This window comes from Streptomyces sp. CG4 (assembly GCF_041080655.1).
In the GTDB taxonomy this organism is placed as follows: domain Bacteria; phylum Actinomycetota; class Actinomycetes; order Streptomycetales; family Streptomycetaceae; genus Streptomyces.
The window spans coordinates 3,448,598-3,471,122 of the sequence record NZ_CP163525.1 but is presented as its reverse complement, the minus strand read 5'-3'; the positions used below and the strand labels follow the sequence as shown (position 1 = coordinate 3,471,122).

18 protein-coding genes are annotated in these 22,525 nt (G+C 72.6%); 15 read left to right on the top strand and 3 right to left on the bottom strand.

Translation table 11 applies throughout. From position 1 onward, the window contains the following. Positions 1-52 precede the first annotated feature (52 nt). From AB5L52_RS15620 to AB5L52_RS15595, 6 genes are all read left to right on the top strand, one after another. Positions 53-439, top strand: a complete 387-nt coding sequence (locus AB5L52_RS15620) for an MGMT family protein (RefSeq protein WP_369364558.1) — start codon at positions 53-55, stop codon at positions 437-439. Positions 440-800: 361 nt separating this feature from the next. Further along, positions 801-4,058: an ATP-dependent helicase gene (locus AB5L52_RS15615; RefSeq protein WP_369364557.1), complete on the top strand. Its 3,258-nt coding sequence runs from the start codon at positions 801-803 to the stop codon at positions 4,056-4,058. A gap of 115 nt (positions 4,059-4,173) precedes the next feature. Continuing rightward, positions 4,174-8,103 (top strand): UvrD-helicase domain-containing protein, encoded by a 3,930-nt coding sequence (locus AB5L52_RS15610; RefSeq protein ID WP_369364554.1) that lies wholly within the window; start codon positions 4,174-4,176, stop codon positions 8,101-8,103. 53 nt (positions 8,104-8,156) lie between these two features. Then, positions 8,157-9,560, top strand: coding sequence for a dipeptidase (locus AB5L52_RS15605; protein WP_351574819.1), 1,404 nt, complete (start codon positions 8,157-8,159; stop codon positions 9,558-9,560). A 154-nt stretch (positions 9,561-9,714) separates the two neighbouring features. Next, entirely contained in the window at positions 9,715-10,659 is a 945-nt protein-coding gene (nudC, locus tag AB5L52_RS15600; protein WP_351024078.1) for an NAD(+) diphosphatase, read from the top strand. A 58-nt stretch (positions 10,660-10,717) separates the two neighbouring features. Further along, positions 10,718-11,077, top strand: coding sequence for a class I SAM-dependent methyltransferase (locus AB5L52_RS15595; protein WP_369364550.1), 360 nt, complete (start codon positions 10,718-10,720; stop codon positions 11,075-11,077). A 49-nt stretch (positions 11,078-11,126) separates the two neighbouring features. Here AB5L52_RS15595 and AB5L52_RS15590 read toward each other — a convergent pair whose 3' ends face one another. Then, complete coding sequence (locus AB5L52_RS15590) at positions 11,127-11,369, bottom strand: mycoredoxin (RefSeq protein WP_351024074.1); 243 nt, start codon at positions 11,367-11,369, stop codon at positions 11,127-11,129. A gap of 183 nt (positions 11,370-11,552) precedes the next feature. Here AB5L52_RS15590 and AB5L52_RS15585 point away from each other — a divergent pair, with 183 nt between their 5' ends. From AB5L52_RS15585 to AB5L52_RS15565, 5 genes are all read left to right on the top strand, one after another. After that, entirely contained in the window at positions 11,553-13,772 is a 2,220-nt protein-coding gene (locus AB5L52_RS15585; protein ID WP_369364548.1) for an ATP-dependent DNA helicase UvrD2, read from the top strand. 164 nt (positions 13,773-13,936) lie between these two features. Next, positions 13,937-14,260 (top strand): hypothetical protein, encoded by a 324-nt coding sequence (locus AB5L52_RS15580; protein WP_351574825.1) that lies wholly within the window; start codon positions 13,937-13,939, stop codon positions 14,258-14,260. Between the two features lie 171 nt (positions 14,261-14,431). Continuing rightward, entirely contained in the window at positions 14,432-14,800 is a 369-nt protein-coding gene (locus AB5L52_RS15575; RefSeq protein WP_103817702.1) for a WhiB family transcriptional regulator, read from the top strand. Next, the gene (locus tag AB5L52_RS15570) at positions 14,797-15,120 is read left to right on the top strand and encodes a hypothetical protein (protein WP_351024066.1); all 324 of its coding nucleotides are present in this window, start codon (positions 14,797-14,799) and stop codon (positions 15,118-15,120) included. The genes AB5L52_RS15575 and AB5L52_RS15570 overlap by 4 nt, the downstream gene beginning before the upstream one ends. 138 nt (positions 15,121-15,258) lie before the next feature. Then, on the top strand, positions 15,259-15,471 hold the full coding sequence (locus tag AB5L52_RS15565; protein WP_351024064.1) for a hypothetical protein: 213 nt from the start codon (positions 15,259-15,261) through the stop codon (positions 15,469-15,471). 82 nt (positions 15,472-15,553) lie between these two features. Here the strand turns inward: AB5L52_RS15565 and AB5L52_RS15560 are convergent, their stop codons facing one another. After that, positions 15,554-16,933, bottom strand: coding sequence for an AarF/ABC1/UbiB kinase family protein (locus tag AB5L52_RS15560; protein WP_351024062.1), 1,380 nt, complete (start codon positions 16,931-16,933; stop codon positions 15,554-15,556). Continuing rightward, positions 16,926-18,158, bottom strand: coding sequence for a TOMM precursor leader peptide-binding protein (locus AB5L52_RS15555; protein WP_369364543.1), 1,233 nt, complete (start codon positions 18,156-18,158; stop codon positions 16,926-16,928). Before AB5L52_RS15555 ends, AB5L52_RS15560 begins: the two co-directional genes overlap by 8 nt. A 413-nt stretch (positions 18,159-18,571) precedes the next feature. Between AB5L52_RS15555 and AB5L52_RS15550 the strand changes: the two genes are divergently transcribed. From AB5L52_RS15550 to AB5L52_RS15535, 4 genes are all read left to right on the top strand, one after another. Next, complete coding sequence (locus AB5L52_RS15550) at positions 18,572-19,168, top strand: M48 family metallopeptidase (RefSeq protein WP_076090927.1); 597 nt, start codon at positions 18,572-18,574, stop codon at positions 19,166-19,168. 129 nt (positions 19,169-19,297) lie between these two features. Then, on the top strand, positions 19,298-21,055 hold the full coding sequence (locus AB5L52_RS15545; RefSeq protein ID WP_369364541.1) for a TerD family protein: 1,758 nt from the start codon (positions 19,298-19,300) through the stop codon (positions 21,053-21,055). Positions 21,056-21,066: 11 nt separating this feature from the next. Further along, positions 21,067-21,747, top strand: coding sequence for an AIM24 family protein (locus AB5L52_RS15540; protein ID WP_351574840.1), 681 nt, complete (start codon positions 21,067-21,069; stop codon positions 21,745-21,747). 17 nt (positions 21,748-21,764) lie between these two features. Then, positions 21,765-22,520, top strand: coding sequence for an AIM24 family protein (locus AB5L52_RS15535; protein WP_351574843.1), 756 nt, complete (start codon positions 21,765-21,767; stop codon positions 22,518-22,520). Positions 22,521-22,525 lie beyond the last annotated feature (5 nt).

The following is a 22,525-nucleotide window of genomic DNA, read 5'->3' as shown; positions in this document are numbered from 1 at the left end:
GTACCTCGCGATCCGCGCCGCGATGTCGGTGGGGTGCGGCAGGATGGGACGAATGAGCGAGCAGAGCCCCGTCGAGGACACCCGCGAGGAGTACGCGGACGCGCTGCCGGAGTACGCCGAGCGGGTCCTCGAAGTCGCGGAGCGGATTCCGCCGGGGCGGGTCATGACGTACGGCGATGTCGCCGAGTGGCTCGAGGAAGGGGGACCGCGCCAGGTCGGCCGGGTGATGTCCCTGTACGGCGGCGCCGTCCCGTGGTGGCGGGTCGTACGAGCCGACGGGGTGCTGCTGCCCGGCCACGAGCTGAGCGCGCTCGCCCACTACCGCGCCGAGGGCACGCCGCTGAAGGAGGCGGCCCGGAGCGCCGAGGGGCATCTGCCGCGACTCGACATGCGGCGGGCCCGTTGGGACGGCGGGGCGGGCGCGGAGGGTCACACCTGACAGCTTCCGCCATCGGATGCCGTCGGGGAGAGCCCGTGGCCCGTATGGGTGACATGGGGGACGTCCGTGGCATGACGTACGTTCGTGGGGTGTGGGACGCGCGTGGCGCGAGCGCCACAAGCGCCGCGAGGGAAGAAGTGGAAGCCCTGCTTCCGTCCGTTGCGGCGGCGTAGCGTCGGCGGCACGCGTCCCCCTCACCCCGCGGCCACCGTCACGCACGCGTGACCGCCCGCCCACCAGCACAACCACCAGGACCGGCCAACCACGTGAGCTCCTCTTCCTCCACCAGTCGCCTGCCGCACCCTCCGGTGCGGCAGGGGGCCGTGGCGCTTACCGACTGGTCCGTACCCCGCCGGCCGCCATGGACCCCCCTCGTCTGGACGCCGCACAGCGCACCGTGGTTGACCACCGGAGCGGCCCCCTCCTCGTCCTCGCCGGCCCCGGCACCGGCAAGACCACCACGCTCGTCGAGTCCGTGGCCGCGCGGATCGCCCGGGGCGGCGACCCCGAGCGCATCCTGGTGCTGACGTTCAGCCGCAAGGCCGCCGTCGACCTGCGCGACCGCATGGCCCTGCGCATCGGCGCCGCCCGCGCGCCCCGCGCCACCACGTTCCACTCGTACTGCTACGCCCTGGTGCGCGCCCACCAGGACAGCGGCCTGTTCGCCGAGCCGCTGCGCCTGCTCTCCGGCCCCGAGCAGGACGTCGCCGTCCGTGAACTGCTCGCCGGCCAGCCCGAGTTGGAGCGGCTCGGGCTGACCCATGTGCGCTGGCCCGACGAACTGCGCGCCTGCCTGACCACGCGCGGCTTCGCCGACGAGGTCCGCGCGGTCCTCGCCCGCAGCCGCGAGCTGGGCCTCGGCCCCGACGCGCTGGACGCGTTCGCCCGCCGTATCGGCCGCCCCGACTGGCGCGCTGCCGCGGCGTTCCTCGCCGAGTACCTCGACGTGCTCGACCTGCAGGGCGTGATCGACTACGCGGAACTGGTCCACCGCGCGGTCCTCCTCGCCCGCCGCCCCGAGACCGCCGCACGGCTCGCCGCCCAGTACGACGCCGTGTACGTCGACGAGTACCAGGACACCGACGCGGCCCAGGTGCGGCTCCTGCACGCACTGGCCGGCGGCGGACGCACCCTGGTCGCCTTCGGCGACCCGGACCAGTCGATCTACGCCTTCCGGGGCGCCGATGTGAACGGCATCCTCGACTTCCCGGCGGACTTCCCGCGCGCGGACGGCCGCCCCGCCCCCGTCGAGGTGCTGCGCGCCTCCCGCCGCTCCGGCGCCGGTCTGCTGGCCGCCACCCGCCTGATCACCCAGCGCATGCCGCTGACCCGGCTGCCGGCCGACAAGGTCCGCGCACACCGCGAGCCGGCCGCCGTACGGGACGGGGGCCGCGTCGAGGTCTACACGTATCCGACGGCCGGTACGGAACTGGACAACATCGCGGACATCCTGCGCCGCGCGCACCTGGAGGACGGCGTCGCCTGGAGCGACATGGCCGTCCTGGTCCGGGCCGGCTCCCGCACCCTGCCGACCCTCCGCCGCGCCCTCTCCTCGGCCGGCGTCCCGCTGGACATGGACGGCGACCACCTGCCCCTGCGCCACGAGCCGGCGGTGGCCCCCCTGCTGACGGCCCTGCGCGCGGTGGCCACGGCGGAGGCACACGGCCGAGAGGCGGACGCCACCGCACTCGGCTCGGAGAGCCCACCGGCCCCCGACGAAGTCCCAGAAGACACCCCTGGCACCTCCTGGCTCGACACCGAGACCGCGCTCACCCTGCTCGCCTCCCCCCTCGCCGGCATGGACCCGGCCGATCTGCGCCGCCTCGGGCGTGCCCTGCGCGAGGAGGAGCGGGCGGCGGGCAATCCGTTGCCGCCGCCCTCCGACGTACTGCTGGCACGGGCGCTCGCCGAACCGGAGCGCCTGGCCGTGCACGACCCGGTGTACGCGCGCGGGGCACAGCGCCTCGGCGCACTGCTCGGCAAGGCCCGCCGCCGCCTGACCGACGGCGGTACGGCCGAGGAGGCGCTGTGGGAGCTGTGGGCGGGCACGCCGTGGCCCGCGCGGCTGGAGCGGGCCGCCCGGCGCGGCGGCGCGGCCGGCCGCAACGCCGACCGGGACCTGGACGCCGTGTGCGCGCTGTTCGCCACCGCCGCGCGTGCCGAGGAGCGCACCGGAGGCCGTGGCGCGCTGAACTTCCTGGAGGAGATCGAGGCCGAGGACATAGCCGCCGACACGCTCACGCGCCGCGCGGTACGCCCGGACGCCGTCCGCCTGATGACCGCGCACCGCGCCAAGGGCCTGGAGTGGCGGCTGGTCGTCGTCGCCGGCGTCCAGGAGGGCCTGTGGCCCGACCTGCGCCGCCGTGGCTCGCTCCTGGAGGCCGACCGCATCGGCCGGGACGGCCTCGCCGAACCACTCACCCCGGGGGCGCTGCTCGCCGAGGAGCGCCGCCTGTTCTACGTCGCCGCCACACGCGCGCGTGACCGCCTCGTCGTGACCGCCGTGAAGGCGCCCGCCGACGACGGCGACCAGCCGTCCCGTTTCCTCACCGAACTCGGCGTCGAACCCCGGGACGTCACCGGCCGCCCCCGCCGCCCGCTGTCCGTGGCCGCGCTCGTCGCAGAGCTGCGCGCCACCACGGTCGACCCGCGCGTGTCCGCCGCCCTGCGGGAGGCCGCCGCCCGCCGGCTGGCCCGGCTCGCCGCCCTCGCCGACGAGGACGGCCGCCCGCTGGTGCCGTCCGCTCACCCCTACCGCTGGTGGGGCATGTACGACCCGACCGAGAGCAAGGTGCCGCTGCGCCACCGCGACCAGCCGGTCGTGCTCTCTGGCAGCGCCCTCGGCCAGCTCGCCAACACCTGTGCACTCCAGTGGTTCCTGGGCCGCGAGGTGAAGGCCGACGCCCCGGCCACGACCGCGCAGGGCTTCGGCAACGTCGTCCACGTCCTCGCCGACGAGGTGGCCTCCGGCCGTACTCCGGCCGACCTCGACGTCCTGATGGAACGGCTGGACTCGGTGTGGAACGCGCTCGCCTTCGACGCCCCCTGGAAGTCGCAGCAGGAGAAGGACAACGCGCGCGTGGCGCTCGAACGCTTCCTGAACTGGCATGTGCTGGACCGCACCGGGCGCACCCCGGTGGCCAGCGAGCAGGACTTCGACGTCACCCTCGAAGCGGGCGACTACCAGGTCCGCATCCGCGGCCAGATGGACCGCGTGGAGACGGACGGCGACGGCCGCGCCTACGTGGTCGACTTCAAGACCGGCAAACAGGCCCCCAGCGCCGCCGAGGTCGCCCGCCACCCCCAGCTCGCCGTCTACCAGCTCGCCGTCCACGAAGGCGCCGTCGACGAGGCATTCGACGGCGTACGTCCCGAACCCGGCGGCGCGGAACTGGTCCACCTCAGGCAGGGCGCCGCCCAGCGCGACGGCGGCGACAGCCTGCCCAAGGTGCAGACCCAGGAGACGCTGTCGGGGGAGTGGGTCGGCGAGCTGCTGGCCACCGCCGCCGGCAAGGTCCTCGACGAGCGGTTCGCGCCGAACACCGGCCAGCACTGCACGCACTGCGCGTTCCGCTCCTCGTGCAGCGCCCGGCCCGAGGGGCGGCACGTGATCGAGTGAGCCACCGTCAGGCGCGGGAGTGACGGACGGCACCACACGTGCTGACCTGCGCGTCTTCCGTCCCGAGGGGTCGATCCGCGCTCGACTGTCAGTGCTCGCCACTAGCCTTTCCGACATGCCCGCCCGTATCACCGACCCCGAGCAGCTCAAAGAGCTCCTCGGCATCCCGTTCACCCCGGAGCAGACGGCCTGCATCACCGCGCCGCCCGCCCCGCAGGTGATCGTGGCCGGAGCCGGATCGGGCAAGACCACCGTGATGGCCGCCCGCGTGGTCTGGCTGGTCGGCACCGGCCAGGTCGCCCCGGAACAGGTCCTCGGCCTCACCTTCACCAACAAGGCCGCCGGAGAGCTGGCCGAACGCGTCCGCAAGGCGCTGATCAAGGCCGGTGTGACCGACCCCGACGTCATCGACCCGGACAACCCGCCCGGCGAGCCGGTGATCTCGACCTACCACGCCTTCGCCGGCCGCCTCCTCACCGACCACGGCCTGCGCCTCGGCCTGGAGCCCACCTCCCGGCTGCTCGCCGACGCCACCCGCTACCAGCTGGCCGCGCGCGTGCTGCGCGAGGCGCCGGGCCCGTACCCCGCGCTGACCCGCTCCTTCGCCGACCTCGTCAGCGATCTGCTCGCCCTCGACTCCGAACTCGCCGAACACCTCGTCGACCCCGCGGAACTGCGCGCCTGGGACACGGACCTGCTGCGCACCCTCCAGAGCGCCAAGCTCACCAACGCCGATCTGCGCAAGGTCCCCGAGACGGCCACCGCCCGCCGCGAACTGGCCGACCTCGTCCGGCGCTACCGGACGGCCAAACGCGAGCGCGACCTCCTCGACTTCGGCGACCAGATCGCCCTGTCCGCCCGGCTCGCCGGCATCCCCGAGGTGGGCCGGCTGCTGCGCGAGGAGTTCCGCGTGGTGCTCCTGGACGAGTACCAGGACACCTCCGTGGCCCAACGCGTCCTGCTGGCAGGCCTGTTCGGCAGTGGTGCGGGCCATCCGGTGACCGCGGTCGGCGACCCCTGCCAGGCCATCTACGGCTGGCGCGGCGCCTCCGTCGCCAACCTGGACGACTTCCCCGCACACTTCGCGCACACCGACGGCCGCCCCGCCACCCGGCAGGCGCTCAGCGAGAACCGCCGCAGCGGCGGCCGCCTCCTCGACCTCGCCAACGGTCTCGCCGAGCCGCTGCGCGCCATGCACGCGGGCGTGGAGGCCCTCCGCCCGGCCCCCGGCGCCGAGCACGACGGCACGGTCCACTGCGCCCTGCTGCCCACCCACGCCGAGGAGATCGACTGGATCGCCGACTCCCTCGCCCACCTCGTGCACACCGGCACGGCCCCCGGCGAGATCGCCGTACTGTGCCGCACGGCGACCGACTTCGCCGAGATCCAGGGCGCCCTCGTGGCCCGGGACATCCCCGTCGAGGTGGTCGGCCTGTCCGGGCTGCTGCATCTGCCCGAGGTCGCCGACCTCGTCGCCGTCTGCGAGGTGCTCCAGGACCCCGGCGCCAACGCCGCCCTGGTGCGCCTGCTGACCGGCCCGCGCTGGCGCATCGGCCCCCGCGACCTCGCCCTGCTGGGCCGCCGCGCCCGGCTGCTGGTCGCCCACGCGCGCATGGACGACACCGACGACCCGGACCGCCGGCTCGCCGCAGCCGTCGAAGGGGTCGATCCGGCCGAGGTGATATCGCTCGCGGACGCCCTCGACACCTTCCTCGAAACACCCGCGGACGACGAGGGCGATGACGACGGGCTGCCGTTCTCGCCGGACGCGCGCGTGCGCTTCGCGCGCCTGGCCGCCGAGCTGCGCGACCTGCGCCGCTCGCTGTCCGACCCGCTGATGGACGTCCTGCACCGCGTCCTCGCCGTCACCGGCCTGGAGGTGGAGCTGTCGGCGTCCCCGCACGCCCTGGCCGCCCGCCGCCGCGAGACCCTGTCCAACTTCCTGGACGTCGCCGCGTCCTTCGCGGCGAGCGACGCCGAGGCCACCCTGCTCGCCTTCCTCGGCTTCCTGCGCACCGCCGCGCAGTACGAGAAGGGCCTCGACAACGCCCTGCCCGGCGGCGAGAACACCGTCAAGGTGCTCACCGCCCACAAGTCCAAGGGCCTGGAGTGGGACGTCGTGGCCGTCCCCGGACTGGTCAAGGGCACGTTCCCCAGCGCACAGGGCCGCGAGAAGTGGACCGCGCAGGCCAAGGTGGTGCCGCACGCCCTGCGCGGCGACACCGACACCCTGCCCGACGTCGGCAGCTGGGACGCGCGCGGTATGAAGGCCTTCCACGAGGCCATGAAGGACCACCAGCACACCGAGGAGCTCCGCCTCGGCTACGTCACCTTCACCCGCCCCCGTTCCCTCCTGCTCGGCTCCGGCCACTGGTGGGGCCCCAGCCAGAAGAAGCCGCGCGGCCCCTCCGACTTCCTCCAGGCCCTGCACGACCACTGCGCCGCCGGTTACGGCGAGATCGAGGCCTGGGCGGAGGAGCCCGCCGAGGACGCGGAGAATCCCGCCCTGCACGCGGCCGCCGCCGACCAGGTGTGGCCGCTCCCGCTGGACGACGCCGCCCTGGCCCGCCGCCGCGCGGCCGCCGAGACCGTCCTCGCCCACCTGGACACCCTCGCCGCCCAGGAACCCGGCCGCCCACCGGCCGCCCACGACCCCGCCGCCCTCGACGACCCGGACTGGCCCCCGCCCCCGGACGAAGCCCCCTACGACGACCCCTACGAGAGCGAGCCGTACGACGAGCACGGCGCGGACTTCCCATACGACGAGGACCCTTTCGCCGACGACGAGCCCCCGTACGACACGGACGCCGTGGCTCCGGCCGACCCCGCCTTGGACGCCTCCGCCTCGGATGCTCCCGTCTTGGCTGACCCTGCCTCGGGCGCCTCTGCCTCGGACGCGCTTCCCTTGGCTGACCCTGCCTCGGGCGCTCTCGCCTCGGGCGTCTCCGCCTCGGACGCTCCCACCTTGGCCGACCCCGCCTCGGGCACCTACGCCTCGGACGCGCTTCCCTTGGTTGGCCCCGCCTCGGATGCTCCCGTCTTGGCCGACCCTGCCCCGGGCGACCCTGCCTCGGACGCGCTCTCCTTGGCTGGCTCCGCCTCGGACGCTCCCGCCTTGGCCGACCCCGCCTCGGACGCCCCCACCTTCGCTGCCCCCGCCCCAGGCGCCCCCGCCCCGCACGCCCCCACCTCGGCCGACCCCGTCGGCCGAGGCGCCCGGGGCGTCGACCGGCCCGCGATCCCGCACCAGGCAGCCGCCCCGCGGCACCGCCCCCACCCCGCCGACCCGCAGTACCCCGCCGATCTCACCCCGGAGGAAACCCGCACCATCGCCTCCTGGGACCGTGACCTGGACGCGCTCACCGGGGAGCTGCTGCGCGCCCGGCAGGCCGTCACCGACGTCCCGCTGCCCGCCACGCTGACCGCGACCCAGCTGATGCGCCTGGCCGAGGACCCGGACGGGCTCGCGCAGGAACTCGCGCGCCCCATGCCACGCCCCCCGCAACCGGCCGCGCGCCGTGGCACCCGATTCCACGCGTGGGTGGAAGCCCGCTTCGAGGAACTGACCCTGCCCCTGCTGGAACCGGACGAGCTGCCCGGCAGCGACGCCGAGATCGCCGACGAACACGACCTGGAAGCCCTGAAGGAGGCCTTCGAACGCAGCGAGTACGCCCGGCGCACCCCTCACCGGGTCGAGGCCCCCTTCCAGCTCACCCTCGCCGGTCGCGTCGTGCGGGGCCGGATCGACGCCGTGTACAAACACGGCGACGGCGACGAGACGACGTACGAGATCGTCGACTGGAAGACCAGCCGCACCCGCACCGCCGACCCGCTCCAGCTCGCCGTGTACCGGCTGGCCTGGGCCGAGCAGCAGGGCGTGCCGCCCGAGTCGGTCACGGCCGCCTTCCTCTACGTGCGCAGCGGCGAGGTCGTACGACCGCCGGACCTGCCGGACCGGGCCGCCCTGGAACGGCTCCTGACGGGCGAGGCCGGAACGGAAGGCGCCGGAACGGAAGACGCCGGAGTGACACATCGGACAAGCTGAGTCTGACGAACCGCCCGCCGAGGTTGTCGGTGCGGGCCGATAGGCTCGTGAGCATGAGCCAGACCCCGGACAGCGCCGTCCGCACGTACATCGAGCAGCACCGCGCCGCCTTCCTCGAAGACCTAACGGAATGGCTGCGCATCCCCTCCGTGTCGGCCCAGCCCGACCACGCGTCCGACGTACGGCGCAGCGCCGACTGGCTCGCCGCCCAGCTCAAGGAGACCGGCTTCCCGACCGCCGAGATCTGGCCGACCCCGGGCGCTCCGGCCGTCTTCGCCGAGTGGCACTCCGACGACCCCGAGGCGCCCACCGTCCTCGTCTACGGCCATCACGACGTGCAGCCCGCCGCCCGCGAGGACGGCTGGGACAGCGACCCGTTCGAGCCGGTCGTCCGCGGAAACCGGCTGTACGCGCGCGGGGCGGCCGACGACAAGGGCCAGGTGTTCTTCCACACACTCGGCGTCCGCGCCCACCTCGCCGCCACGGGCCGCACAGCCCCCGCGGTCAACCTGAAGCTGCTGATCGAGGGCGAGGAGGAGTCCGGCTCCCCGCACTTCCGGGCCCTGGTCGAGGAGCACGCGGCACGGCTGGCCGCCGACGCCGTGATCGTCTCCGACACCGGCATGTGGTCCGAGGACACCCCGACCGTCTGCACCGGCATGCGCGGCCTCGCCGAGTGCGAGATCCGGCTGTACGGCCCCGACCAGGACATCCACTCCGGCTCCTTCGGCGGCGCCGTACCCAACCCGGCCACCGCGGCCGCCCGCCTGGTCGCCGCCCTGCACGACGAGCACGCACGCGTGGCGATCCCCGGCTTCTACGACGGCATCGTCGAGCTGACCGACCGCGAGCGAGAGCTCTTCGCCGAGCTGCCCTTCGACGAGGAGCGCTGGCTGCGCACCGCCAAGTCCCACGCCCCTCACGGCGAGGCCGGATTCAGCACTCTCGAACGCATCTGGGCCCGCCCGACCGCCGAGGTCAACGGCATCGGCGGTGGTTATCAGGGCCCGGGCAGCAAGACGATCATCCCGTCCACCGCCATGGTGAAGCTGTCCTTCCGGATGGTCGCGGGCCAGGACCCCGAGCACATCGAGAAGGCCGTCCGCGCCTGGGCCGAGACACAGCTGCCCGCCGGGATCCGGCACGAGATCAGCTTCGGCGCGGCCACACGCCCGTGCCTGACCCCGCTCGACCACCCCGCGCTGCAGTCCGTGGCCCGCGCCATGGGCCGCGCCTTCGAGAAGCCGGTCCGCTTCACCCGCGAGGGCGGCTCCGGACCCGCCGCCGATCTCCAGGAGGTCCTCGGCGCCCCCGTGCTCTTCCTGGGCATCTCCGTCCCGTCCGACGGCTGGCACGCCCCCGACGAAAAGGTCGAGCTGGATCTCCTCCTCAAAGGCGTCGAGACCAGCGCCTATCTGTGGGGTGACCTGGCCGAGCACTGGCGTCCCACGACCTGACCGGCAGGCGCCGTACGGAAGGGCATGGCGCGCGGGGCACACTGGAGGGACCGCCCCGTCCGCCCCGCCCGCGCCCGGCCCGGTGCCTTCCGCCGTACGTCCCGCCGAACCGCCCGCCGAACGAACCGCTGCACTGGGGGAGTTGGAAGCACCCGTGACCACCTGGACCGACGACACAGCCGATCGACCCATCTCACTGACCGCCCCGAGCGGCATCGACCGCGCCGCCCACCACCGGCTCGACGAGGCCTGGCTCGCGGCGGCGTGGAGCCACCCCACGACCCGGTGCTTCGTCGTCTCCGGCGGCCAGGTGCTCATCGACGAGACACCGGACGGCCGGACCGAACTCGTCATGACGCCCTCCTTCGAGGCCCCGCTCACCGAGGCGCACCGCTACTTCCTCGGTACCGACGACGAGGGCGTCAGCTACTTCGCGCTCCAGAAGGACTCGCTGCCCGGCCGTATCGACCAGTCCGCACGCCCCGCCGGGCTGCGGGAGGCGGGCCTGCTGCTCTCCGCGCGCGACGTCGGCCTCATGGTGCACGCGGTCGGCCTGGAGAACTGGCAGCGCACCCACCGCTTCTGCTCCCGCTGCGGCGAGCGCACGGTCATCGCCGCCGCCGGCCACATCCGCCGCTGCGCGGCCTGCGGCGCCGAGCACTACCCGCGCACCGACCCGGCCGTGATCATGGCGGTGACCGACGCGGACGACCGCATCCTGCTCGGACGCCAGGTCCACTGGCCCGAAGGCCGCTTCTCCACACTCGCCGGCTTCGTCGAACCCGGCGAGTCCATCGAGCAGGCGGTGCGCCGCGAGGTGTTCGAGGAGGTCGGCGTGACCGTCGGCCCCGTGGAGTACGTGGCCAGCCAGCCCTGGCCGTTCCCGTCCAGCCTGATGCTCGGCTTCACCGCCCGCGCCACCTCCACCGAGATCGACGTCGACGGCGACGAGATCCACGAGGCCCGCTGGTTCTCCCGGGAGGAGCTGCACGAGGCCTTCGAGTCCGGCGAGGTGCTGCCGCCCTACGGCATCTCCATCGCGGCCCGCCTGATCGAGATGTGGTACGGCAAGCCGCTTCCCACGCGCAGCTTCGTCTGAGCGGCGCCGAGGGGCGGGCGATCCGTACGGGAACCACAACGTCCACTACCACCGGGCCGTGCCGGCCGCCGTACCCGACGGCTGCCGCACGGCCCTGGACGTCGGCTGGGGCGACGGGCTGCCGGCCCGTGAGCTCGCGGCCAGAGCGGTGACGGTCACCGGCGTGGACCGCTCGCCGGAGATGATCCGGCAGGCCCGCGCACAGCAGCCCGCGAACATCACGTTCGTGGAGGCCGACTACCTGAACGGCACCGCGCTGCCCGAGAGCGCCTACGCGTTCGTCAGCGCGGTCGCGGTCGTGCACCACACCCGTTTCGAGGAAACGATCGGCGCCCTGACCCGGCCGGTCGCGCCCGGCGGCCGGCTGCTGTGGCGCTACGTCGTGGTCTGGGACAAGACACGGCAGGGCGGCCCCTGAGGGATCAGGGGCCGCCCTGCCGAGGTCACCGCGGAAACCCGCGGAGCGCCTACGCGCCGATCTTCTGCTTCACCTGGGCCAGCGACGGGTTCGTCAGCGTCGAGCCGTCCGGGAAGAGCACCGTCGGCACCGTCTGGTTTCCGCCATTCGCCTTCTCCACGAACGTGGCGGACTCGGGGTCCTGCTCGATGTTGATCTCGGTGTAGGCGATGCCCTCCCGGTCCATCTGGCTCTTCAGCCGCCGGCAGTAGCCGCACCAAGTCGTGCTGTACATCGTCACAGTGCCCTGCATGTCTCTCGCGCTCCTCAGGCAGCTCGGAAAGGTCGTCCGAGAAAGGAACGTACGCGATCCGCCCGCCATTCCCGACCGGGGTATCCACAGGCAGCTGTGACACCTGCCGCATTCATACGACTATCGGGGCCCGCCTGTGGACAACCGACACGGCAGTCCCGGGCGACCTGGCAGCATGGCGGTGTGACAGCAGCAACGCACTCCACCCTCTTCCCGCAGGGCCCGGGCGGTTCGCCGTACGCGGCGCCGACCGGGGCCGACGCGGTGCTCGACGGGCTCGACCCCGAGCAGCGCGCGGTCGCCACCGCCCTGCACGGCCCGGTGTGCGTCCTGGCGGGAGCGGGGACGGGCAAGACCCGCGCGATCACACACCGCATCGCCTACGGAGTGCTCGCCGGCATCCTCCAGCCGTCCAGCGTGCTCGCCGTCACCTTCACCAACCGCGCCGCCGGAGAGATGCGCGGCCGGCTGCGCCAGCTCGGGGCCCATGGCGTCCAGGCCCGCACCTTCCACTCCGCCGCCCTGCGCCAGCTCCAGTACTTCTGGCCGAAAGCGATCGGTGGCGGCATGCCCCGGCTCGTCGACCGCAAGATCCAGCTCGTCGCCGATGCGGCCGCGAGCCTGGGGACCCGGCTGGACCGGGGCGAGCTGCGGGACGTCACCGCCGAGATCGAATGGTCCAAGGTCACCCAGACCGTCCCTGCCGACTATGCGTACGCGGCTGCGAAGGCCGGCCGCGAGGCCCCGCGCGACCCCGCCGAGATCGCCCACCTCTACGCGGCCTACGAAGACCTCAAGCGCGACCGCGCGGTGATCGACTTCGAGGACGTCCTGCTGCTGACCGTCGCCATCCTGCAGGACCGCCACGACATCGCCGAACAGGTCCGCACCCAGTACCAGCACTTCGTCGTCGACGAGTACCAGGACGTCAGCCCCCTGCAGCAGCGGCTGCTGGAGCTGTGGCTCGGCGACCGCGACAGCCTGTGCGTCGTCGGCGACGCCAGTCAGACCATCTACTCGTTCACGGGAGCAACGCCCGACCATCTCCTCGACTTCCGGGCCCGGCACCCCGGCGCCACCGTCGTCAAACTCGTCCGCGACTACCGCTCCACCCCCCAGGTGGTCCACCTCGCCAACGGCCTGCTCGCCCAGGCCCACGGCCGCGCAGCCGACCACCGGCTGGAACTCGTCTCCCAGCGCGCCCCCGGCCCCGAGCCGGTCTACACCGAGTACACCGACGAGCCCGCCGAGGCCGAGGGCGCCGCCCGCCGCATCCGCGAGCTGATCGACGCGGGCGTCCCGGCCGCCGAGATCGCCGTCCTGTTCCGTACGAACGCCCAGTCCGAGACCTACGAACAGGCCCTCGCCGACGCCGGCGTCCCCTACCAGCTGCGCGGCGCCGAGCGCTTCTTCGACCGGCCCGAGGTGCGCAAGGCCGGCATCGCCCTGCGCGGCGCGGCCCGCTTCGGCGGCAACGACTCGCTTCTGGACGAGGCCGTGGACCTGCCCTCCCAGGTGCGTGCCGTGCTCTCCGGGGAGGGCTGGACCACCGAGCCTCCGGCCGGCTCCGGCGCCGTCAGAGAGCGCTGGGAGTCCCTCGCCGCCCTGGTCAACCTCGCCCACGACCTCGCCGCCGCCAAGCCCGGAGCCACCCTCGGTGACTTCGTGGCGGAACTCGACGAGCGGGCGAACGCCCAGCACGCCCCGACCGTCCAGGGCGTCACCCTCGCCTCGCTGCACGCCGCCAAAGGCCTGGAGTGGGACGTCGTCTTCCTCGTCGGCATCGCCGAGGGCATGCTGCCCATCACCTACGCCAGGACCGACGAGCAGATCGAGGAGGAACGCCGGCTCCTCTACGTCGGCGTCACCCGTGCGCGCGAACGGCTCCAGGTCTCCTGGGCCCTGTCCCGCTCGCCGGGCGGCCGCCCCAACCGCCGGCCGAGCCGCTTCCTCGACGGACTGCGCCCCGGCACCACCGCCACCGTCGGCCGCACCGGCAGCGGCGCCACCGGAGGCGTCGAACGCGGCATCGCCGGGGCCGTCGCCGCGGTTCCCCGGCGTGCCCAGCGCACCCCCGCCCGCTGCCGCGTCTGCGGCCGCACGCTCACCGACGCGGGCGAGATGAAACTGATGCGCTGTGAGGACTGCCCCTCGGACATGGACGAAGGGCTCTACGAACGACTGCGCGAGTGGCGGGCGGTCCAGGCCGAGCGCAGCGGACAGCCGGACTTCTGCGTCTTCACCGACCGCACCCTGATGGCCATCGCCGAGGCCCGGCCGGAGAGCCCCGCCGAACTCTCCCGCATCCCCGGCGTCCTGAGCCGCAAGCTCCGCAGCTACGGAACCGATGTTCTGTCCATCTGCGCAGGCCACGACATTGCAGAGGCCGACGAGGACGACTGATACGAACTCGTCGAAAAAATAGTTTGCGCATGCCCCAGCAATCCCCATAGGTTCTAGGCACGGAAGCGGCGGCCTTCTCCAAGACCCCGATTCCGTGTTCTACTTGCATATCCGAACGGACTGGTTCACCCCAGTCCCCAAGACGCCGAGAGGAGGCGAGTCCAGTGATCAGCATCAACACCAGCACCACCATCAGCACGGCCAAACTGACCGATCGCTCGACCGTCTCCCTGTGCATGCTCGGCGCCTCCCACCGGAGCACCGGTCTGTCCGGCATCCGTGCCGTCCGTCCGGCGTCCTCCCTCGCTCTCGCGGGCCTCCCCGTCCGTGAGCGCAATGAGCGACCGACCAAGGCACTGGAAGCGGTAGCGGCACAGGCGCAGGCCTATGCCTTTGCGGCGGCCGGTGCCGGATTCCGGAAGCAGACGACGCAGCACCACCTGATGTGGGCCTTCCGTGGGCCAAAACCCTGGAGTGATCCAGCCTGATCCGATCAGGCCGGCGCCTTCAGGGCCGCGGAACCCCATCCGGGATCCGCGGCCCTTCTGTTTGCCCCGACCGGGGACAGCAGAGCGAAGGGGCCTCGGGACCAGAAAGAACCCGGTACCAAGCCGACACCCGGTCAACCGGCCGGAACGACCAGACGAGGAAGACCAACCGTGCAACTCGAAGCGCACGCCCCGTCCGTACCGCCTTCACAGACGATCCCCCCGCCCGGCCTCACGGAGGACTCCACCTTGACCCCCCTCACCGCGCTCACCGCGCTCGACGACGCCATCGAGAACCTCGGCGTACCCGTCCCCTGCCGTTCCTACGACCCGGAGGTCTTCTTCGCCGAGTCGCCGGCCGACGTCGAGTACGCCAAGTCCCTCTGCCGCACCTGCCCGCTGATGGAGGCCTGCCTCGCCGGCGCCAAGGAGCGGCGTGAGCCCTGGGGCGTCTGGGGTGGCGAGCTGTTCGTCCAGGGTGTCGTCGTCGCCCGGAAGCGGCCGCGTGGTCGCCCGCGGAAGAACCCGGTCACGGCATGAACATCGCAGGAACGATCGACCGCCCCCTCACGCACGACCCCAAGAAGCAGGCCCCGATGAAGCCGTCCACCAGCGAGCCCGCCGGCTCCGCGACCACAGACTTCACCACCACCGGCGCGACCGAAGCGCGCCAGAACAGGACCCGAGAGATGCAACTCATGCAAGAAGCCCTGGCTCGTGCGCATATGCACGAGCGCCTCCATGACGCCGCGCGGGAACGCCGGGCCATGCGCCTGGCGGTCGCCCAGCGGATGCAACGCCGGGCCGAGCGCGCCTCGCGGCGCGCCCGTCGTGCGCTCGCCCTGGCGGTCATGCAGTAACGATCACGCCTGAGAAGCGGCGGCCTCCCGGCCCGGGGAGGCGAAGCTTTCTGCGCGGGGGCCGGTCCAGCCGAACGGACCGGTCCCCGCGGTGCGTTGTGCACGGCGATCCGCCGCCGGCGGAGTTATCGTCACCAGGTGACGAGTCTTCCCGGAGGAAGTGATCAGGGCGGCTCCACCGCGGAGCCCCGCGCGCTCGTGTGCGCCCGCTGCGGCACCCACGCCGACGACCCCCAGCCGGCCACCTGGACCTGCTCCGTGGAGAACGGCACCCGCCAGTACTTCTGCGACGCCTGCTCCCGGGAGAACCTCAGAGCGATCGAGGGCCGACTGGACTCGGCGTGGTGGTGAGAGCCCCTTCTCCGGGGCCCCTCCCCTCCCCCCTCCCCCCCCCGCCCCCTCCCTCCCCCGTTCACTTTCAAGGCACCCCGGATCACGCCTCCGCCGCAGGCTCCTCCTCGGGCAGGTCGTCGCCGGGTACGCCGGAGACGAAGCCCGGTAGCCACTCCTGGAGTTCCTCGCGCAGGCGGACCGTGGCACCCAGTTGGCACAGGACGCCGATCGTGCTCAGGGTCACCCGGTGGATCAGGAGGTAGGCCGGCGGCAGGTTGAGGCGTTTGCCCAGCTGGTAGGCGGGGGAGCGGGGGTCGGCGACGCGGGTGGCCTGGTTGCGCATCCAGGTGCGGGTGAAGGTGAACGCCTCGACCCGGGCCGGTTCGATGATCGGCAGCAGGTAGTCGAGGACCGCGTCCGGGTCCAGCTCTATGGACTCCTTCACGAATCCCTCCTCGCAGAGGAGTTCGTAGACCGTCTCGGCCGCGCCGTCCAGGGTCATGCGGAGTGACGCGCCGATCGGCAACGGCAGTCCGCCGGGCAGCCGGTCGACCGTGCCGAAGTCCAGGACGCCGAGGCGCCAGTCGTCCTCGCCGTCCGGGCCGCCGGGCAGCAGCCGGAAGTTGCCGGGATGTGGGTCGGCGTGCAGCAGGCCGGTGCGGGCCGGGCCCGAGAAGAGGAACCGGGCCAGCAGCTGGCCGGCGCGGTCGCGCTGCTCCTGGGTGCCGTCCGAGATCACCTCCGACAACGGGACACCGTCGATCCACTCGGTCACCAGGACCTGCTCGCACTGATGCACCACGGCCGGGACCACCACGTCCGGGTCGTCGGCGAACTCCTCCGCGTGCGCGGACTGGGCCTGCGCCTCCAGTCCGTAGTCCAGTTCCTCGGAGACGCGGTCCTTCAGTTCCGCGATGAGCGGCTTGATGTCCATGCCGGGAATCAGCGGCCCCAACAGACGGGCGAAACGGCTCAGTTGGCCCAGGTCGGAGAGCAGGGCCTCGCCGGCGCCCGGGTACTGCACCTTGACCGCCACCTCGCGGCCGTCGTGCCATATGGCCCGGTGCACCTGCCCGATCGAGGCCGCGGCGGCCGGCTTGTCCTCGAACTCCTCGAACAGATCGTGCCAGTCCGGACCCAGCCGCTCCTGGAGCACCCCGTGCACCGTGCGCGTCGGCATCGGCGGCGCCGCCTCCTGGAGCTTGGTGAGGGCCGCGCGGTAGGGCCCGGCGACCTCCTCGGGCAGCGCGGACTCGAAGACGGACAGGGCCTGCCCGAACTTCATCGCGCCGCCCTTCAGCTCGCCGAGCACCTTGAACAGCTGCTCCGCCGTGCGCTGTTGCAGTTCACGGCCGACGATCTCCGCGGACTCGCCCACGATCCGCTTGCCCAGCCCCCAGGTCGCCCGGCCGGCGAAGCCGAGCGGGAGCGCGGCGAGCTTGGCGGTACGGGTGACCGCCTTCCGGGGAAGATCAGACATGCGCCCTCCAAGTCCCAGTCGGCCGCGCCGCTTCTGCCTTGCGTCGCTTCGTCGACGGCCGTTGCACCGCCATTGTCTCGCGCGGTGCGCCGTCGGTTGAGGAGTGCTCCGCTTTACCTCTCTCAGCCGGTGCTTCACCTCTCTCCGCCGCTCCGCACCCGCATGCCGGATGCGGCGGGACCGGTCGGGCATGCCAGCCCAGTCCGGGCATGGACACCTCCCAGCGGGTGCCCGTGCTGGACGGCGACTGCCCGTCGAGGAAGGCCAGCGCATGCGCTGCGGCCAGTCCGGCGACCGTCGTGGCCAGCGTCAGATCGCAGGCCCCGGTCCGGCGGGCTCCGGGGCACCGCCACTGGGTGGCGAGCCGCGGCCAGGCCGGGTCCCGGTCCGCGCGGTCGAGATGCAGACAGCCCGCGCATCCCGACTCACCGGGCAGGACCAGCGGACCGACGACACCGGTGCCTTCGACGACACCGGCGTACAGATGCGGCGTTCCTGAGGCCATGAGCGGCTCGGCGTCGGCCGGATCGGGTGCGTGCACGGTCACATCGTCCCGGGGAGTGAGGATCACCAGGGAGAGCCCGGCGTCCTGGGCGCCGGATCCGGGGGAGTGGGCGTGGCGTGGTGCGCGGTCGGGTGCCGCGCGGCGCACAGCGGCCCGCGCCGCCGTGTCCCGGCGCTCGCCGATCGACTCGGCGGGCAGCCCGCCCGGAGCCACGTCCCACGGCTCCACGCGTCCCGTGTCGCGCACATCGACCTCGCCGACTCCGGCGCCCGACAGCACCGACGCCAGCACGGCGCCGACCCGCCCCGCGCCGTGCACCCGCACGCGCAGTGCCCGGCGGGCGGCGAGCCGGGCGAGCGCGCCGCCCGGCTCGGACGTGGTCAGGGAGAGCGCGGCGAGGTCGGGGCGCAGCCGTCGTAGGACGTGCTCCTTCGCGCGCAGCGCGTCCGCGGCGGGTCCGCCGCCGCGCGCGTCGTCGACCAGGCCGGCGCGCGTCAGCTGCTCCAGCAGGGTGTCGACTTGGCCGGCCTGCAGGTCCATGCGGCGGCCCTCCTCGCGCAGCAGCGGCAGCCCGCGCGTGCCGTTGAGCAGATCCAGGAAGCCGCGCGTCGCCGGGTCCATCGGTCCCAGCGTCAGCGCGTGCGCCGGAGTCATTCCGAACTGCACGGTGTCGCTGTCACGCCAGCCGCGCCGCAGCGCGGGCTTCATCACCGGATGCATGACTGTCCCCCGTATCCGTCGTATCCGTTCCGTTGAATCCGCTCCGTCGAATCCGTTGAAAGCATCCGCGGAACATCGCGTCGCCGGTGGAGCCGGTCACGCTCCGCCGACGTCTGCCAGCATGCCGTGCCTGCCGCTTCGACGCCGAGAGTTATCCACAGGCTAGGGGTGTTTGTCATATAAGTTGGGCGAATAAACTCCCTCAAATCACCCTAGATGGGCCGCGTCAACCGGCCAAAATGAACCGCGCCAACCGGCCGATCGGAGCCGTGCACCCCGGTCGGGCGGAGCCCGGTAAACCGGATGTGCGGATCAGTCGTAGGAATCATAGGAATCAAACGCATGGTGGGGGATCGGCATCGAACCCTCCCGGAGCCGGGACTTTGGCCGGGCCCAGCGGGTAACGTCGGGGCGTGCCCGCCGACCCACTGCACCGCGCCGGAAAGCCACAGCGCAGCACGACGAGCCAGCCGCCCGGCGGCTCGGGGGCGAGCGCGATCGAGGTCCGCAGGAGTTCCCGGCGCCGCCGGACGGTCTCCGCGTACCGCGAGGGCGATCGCACCGTCGTACTGATCCCCGCCCGGATGTCCAAGGCGGAGGAGCAGCGCTGGATCACCGTCATGCTCGACAAACTCGCCGCCCAGGAGAGCAAGCGGGTGCTCGGGGACGCCGAGCTGGCCGAGCGCGCCGAGCGGCTGTCGGAGCAGTACTTCGACGGCCGGGCGCGCCCCGCCTCCGTGCGCTGGGTCACCAACCAGAACACCCGCTGGGGTTCGTGCACTCCGGCCGAGGGCAGCATCCGGCTCTCGCACCGGCTGCAGGGGATGCCCGAGTACGTCGTCGACTACGTCCTCTGCCATGAGCTGGCCCATCTGCTGGTCCCCGGTCACGGGCCCGGTTTCTGGCGGCTGCTGGAGGCGTACCCGCGCACGGAGCGGGCCCGCGGGTACCTCGAAGGGGTCGTCGCCGCGGAACGGTTGCCGCATCTGCCCGGAGCGCGCGGGGAGTGAGCCGGACGCCGTCCGTCCGCCTTCCGGCGCGGTTGTGTACCGGGTCTGTACCGGCTGCGTCCGATGTCGGTCCCAGCCGTTAGCCTGGCGCGACGCACTCACATTCGGGATGGGGGACGGTCGTAACGCATGGCCAGGGAATTCCAACGCGGCCACAAGGCCAGGATCAGTGACCTGACGGCGGGCACGGATCTGTACGTAGGCGTGCAGATCTCCGCCCCCGGGCTGACCTTCGACATCAGCTGCTTCGGGCTGGACGCCGACGAGCGCCTCTCGGACGACCGGTACTTCGTCTTCTTCAACCAGCCGAAGTCGCCCGAGGAGTCCCTCCAGTTGCTGGGTGCCCAGGCGGGCGACACGGAGTCGTTCCGGGTCACACTGGACCGGATCCCGTCGCACATCCGCAAGTTGTCCTTCACGGCGACCATCGACGGTGCCGGGCAGATGGCGCAGGTCGCCCCCGGCTATCTGCGCATCGTGGCCGGCGGCGAGGAGGTCGCGCGGTACTCGTTCAACGGTGCGGAGTTCTCCACCGAGCGGGCCGTGATGCTCGGTGACATCTACTTGAAGGACGTGTGGCGGTTCGCCGCCGTCGGACAGGGCTTCGACGGCGGTCTGGAGGCCCTGCTCAGGAACTTCGGCGGCGAGGTGCTGGAGGAGGAGCCCCCGCAGCCGCGGCCCGACGCCGCCCCCGGCTTCGCCCCGCCCGCGTTCGCCGCCCCGGCCACACCCGCACCAACTCCCGCGCCCGCCCCGGCCCCCGCGCCGCAACCTGCCGCCGCCCAGGGCTTCACACCGCCCGCCGGCAGCACGCCCCCGCAGGGCTTCACACCGCCGCCCGGCCAGACGTCGCCCAATCACATCCCGCCCGGTCAGACCCCGCCCCCGGCGCCGGCTCCGGCCCCGAACGTGCATGCCGCGCCGACGGTCATCGCCCCCCTGACCCCGCCCGTCGGCGGCACCGTCCACCCACCCGCCCCGGCCCCCGCGCCCTACGGCCAGCCGCCGCAGCAGCCGTACGGCCACCCCCAGCAGCAGCCCTACGGCCTGCCGCCCCAGCAGCAGCCGTACGGCGGCCACCCCACCGCGCCGACGCCCCCGGGCTACGGTCAGCAGCCGCCCTCCTACGGCGGCCACCCCACCGCGCCCATGCCGCCCGGTTACGGCCAGGTCCCCGGCCAGCAGCCCGCCGGCTACGGGGTACCACAAGGCGCCCCGCAGGGCGGTGCGGGTGTGGCCGGCGCGCTCCAGATGTACAAGGAGACGCCCACCGGGCAGCGCTGGACGCAGCAGAACAAGAAGCTCATGCGTGTCGACCTCGGCATCGGCGGACAGCCCGTGCTGGCCCGGCAGGGCAGCATGGTGCTCTACCAGGGCAAGGTCGACTTCGGCTACAAGGGCGCTGGTTTCGCCGGGCGGATCGTGGGCCACGCCACCGGCCAGGAGATGCAGTTGATGCGCTGCACCGGCAACGGCCAGGTGTTCCTCGCCGAGAACGCCACCCAACTGCACCCCGTCGAGCTGCAGGGCGACGCGATCTGCGTGTCCGCGGAGAACGTCCTCGCCTTCGACGAGGGCCTGCAGTACGAGGTCCGCCGCATCGAGGGCCACGGCATCCCCGGCGGCGCGCTGTTCACCATGCAGTTCCAGGGCACCGGCACGATCGTCCTCAAGACGCACGGCACGCCCGTGGTCCTGCCGGTCACACCGACCACCTTCGCCGACTGCAACGCCGTCGTCGCCTGGTCGGCCGCCTCCCAGGTGATCGTCTCCAGCCAGGTCCGCATGCGCCGCAACGCCTACCCGGGCGACACCGGCGAGAGCGTCAACCTCCAGTTCCGGGGCGCGCCCGGCAACTTCATCGTCGTCCAGCCGTACGAGGTCTGAGGGAGCCCGTCATGAACCAGCCGCTCGCGGGCTACGCCCCCGCACCCGTCACCGCCCGCATGGACAACCACGGCCACCACATGCTGAAGGTGGCCATGCAGACCGGAAACGACCTCCTCGCGCGCGTGGGCTCGATGGTCGCCTACGAAGGCTTCATCCAGTACGAGCCCAACCCGCCCGCCGTCCGCCAGATCGCCCGCGACTGGATCACCGGCGAGGGCGCCCCGCTGATGAAGTGCTCCGGCGACGGCCTGCTCTACCTCGCCGACTACGGCGCGAACGTCGTCGTCATCAACCTCAACGGCGACGGCATCTCCGTCAACGCCACCAATCTCCTCGCCTTCGACGCGCATCTGAGCTGGGGCGTGGAACGGGTCAAGGGACTGGCGAAGTTCGCCGGTCAGGGGCTGTGGAACACGAAGATCTCCGGGCAGGGCTGGGTCGCGCTGACCTCCCGGGGCACGCCGATCGTCGTCGACTGCGGCGGCGGCGAGGACGAGACGTACGTCGACCCGGACGCGCTCGTCGCCTGGTCGCCGAACCTGAAGGTGAAGGGCAAGCGCAGCTTCAAGGCGCAGTCGCTGATCGGCCGGGGCAGCGGTGAGGCCTACCAGATGGCCTTCTCCGGCCAGGGCATCGTCGTCGTCCAGCCCAGCGAGGACAGCACCGACCGCATCCGGGTCCGGGGCTGAGGGGGAGTCAGTAAGTCATGCAGAGCCCGCTTTTCGCGCACAACGACCTCCAGACGCAGGAGCGTTGGAGCCTGCAGAACTCGCAGCTGCTCCGGGTCGTCCTGGAGGGCCACGACGACATCCTGGCCCGCAAGGGCGCCATGGTCGCCTATCAGGGCCTGGTCGAGTTCGACGCCGAGTACACCAGCAACAACCAGGCACGCGCGCGTGCGTACACCGGCGAGGGCCTGGACCTGATGCGCTGTCACGGGCAGGGCACGGTGTATCTCGCCAACCTCGCCCAGCACGTGCACATCATGGACGTCGAGCAGGACGGGCTGACCGTCGACAGCTCCTACGTCCTCGCCATGGACTCCTCGCTGCACTACGAGGTCGTCGCCGTCGACAGCCTCTACGGCATCTCCGGCTCCGGGAAGTACCAGCTGAACATCACCGGGCGCGGCCGGGTCGCCCTGATGACCTCGGGCGCGCCGCTGCTGATGCAGGTCACGCCCGACAAGTACGTCAACTGCGACGCGGACGCGATCGTCGCCTGGTCCACGGGGCTGCGCGTGCAGATGCAGGCCCAGACGCACTCCTCCGGGGTGTGGCGCCGGCGCGGGAACACCGGTGAGGGCTGGGAGCTGAGCTTCATGGGCACCGGCTTCGCGCTCGTCCAGCCCAGCGAGCTGCTGCCGCCGCAGAACGCGGTGATCGGCCAGGGCATCGCCGCCCAGTTCGGCATGGGGCAGCACGGGGCACACGCGCAGAACCAGGGGAACGTCTGGAACTGAGCCGC